The organism is Streptomyces fildesensis, assembly GCF_016107395.1.
Lineage (GTDB): Bacteria > Actinomycetota > Actinomycetes > Streptomycetales > Streptomycetaceae > Actinacidiphila > Actinacidiphila fildesensis.
In genome coordinates this window covers 1-222 of the sequence record NZ_JAAIKO010000417.1, presented here as the reverse complement: position 1 = coordinate 222, position 222 = coordinate 1, and the positions used below count along the sequence as shown (strand labels likewise).

The 222-nt window shown below is 50.9% G+C and carries 1 protein-coding gene; it reads left to right on the top strand.

Annotated elements, in window-relative coordinates; translation table 11 throughout:
• Positions 1-54: 54 nt before the first annotated feature.
• On the top strand, positions 55-222 hold a 168-nt coding region (locus C6N31_RS46740; protein ID WP_198359785.1), incomplete at its 3' end, for an exosome complex component.

The following is a 222-nucleotide window of genomic DNA, read 5'->3' as shown; positions in this document are numbered from 1 at the left end:
CTTCTCTGTTGTGATTGCGGGAATCCTTGGAGTTCCAACCTCGTCATTTGTGCGATGGAGTACGTCAACCCAGAAGGACTTCGCCAAGATGGCCGCCGTCCCATGGAAATTCGTCAACTTCGGGCGCATCTCGGTACTGTGGACAAAGCAGATGGGTCTGCCGTGTTCGAGATGGGTAATACCAAAGTAATTGCTGCTGTATATGGTCCAAGAGAGATACAC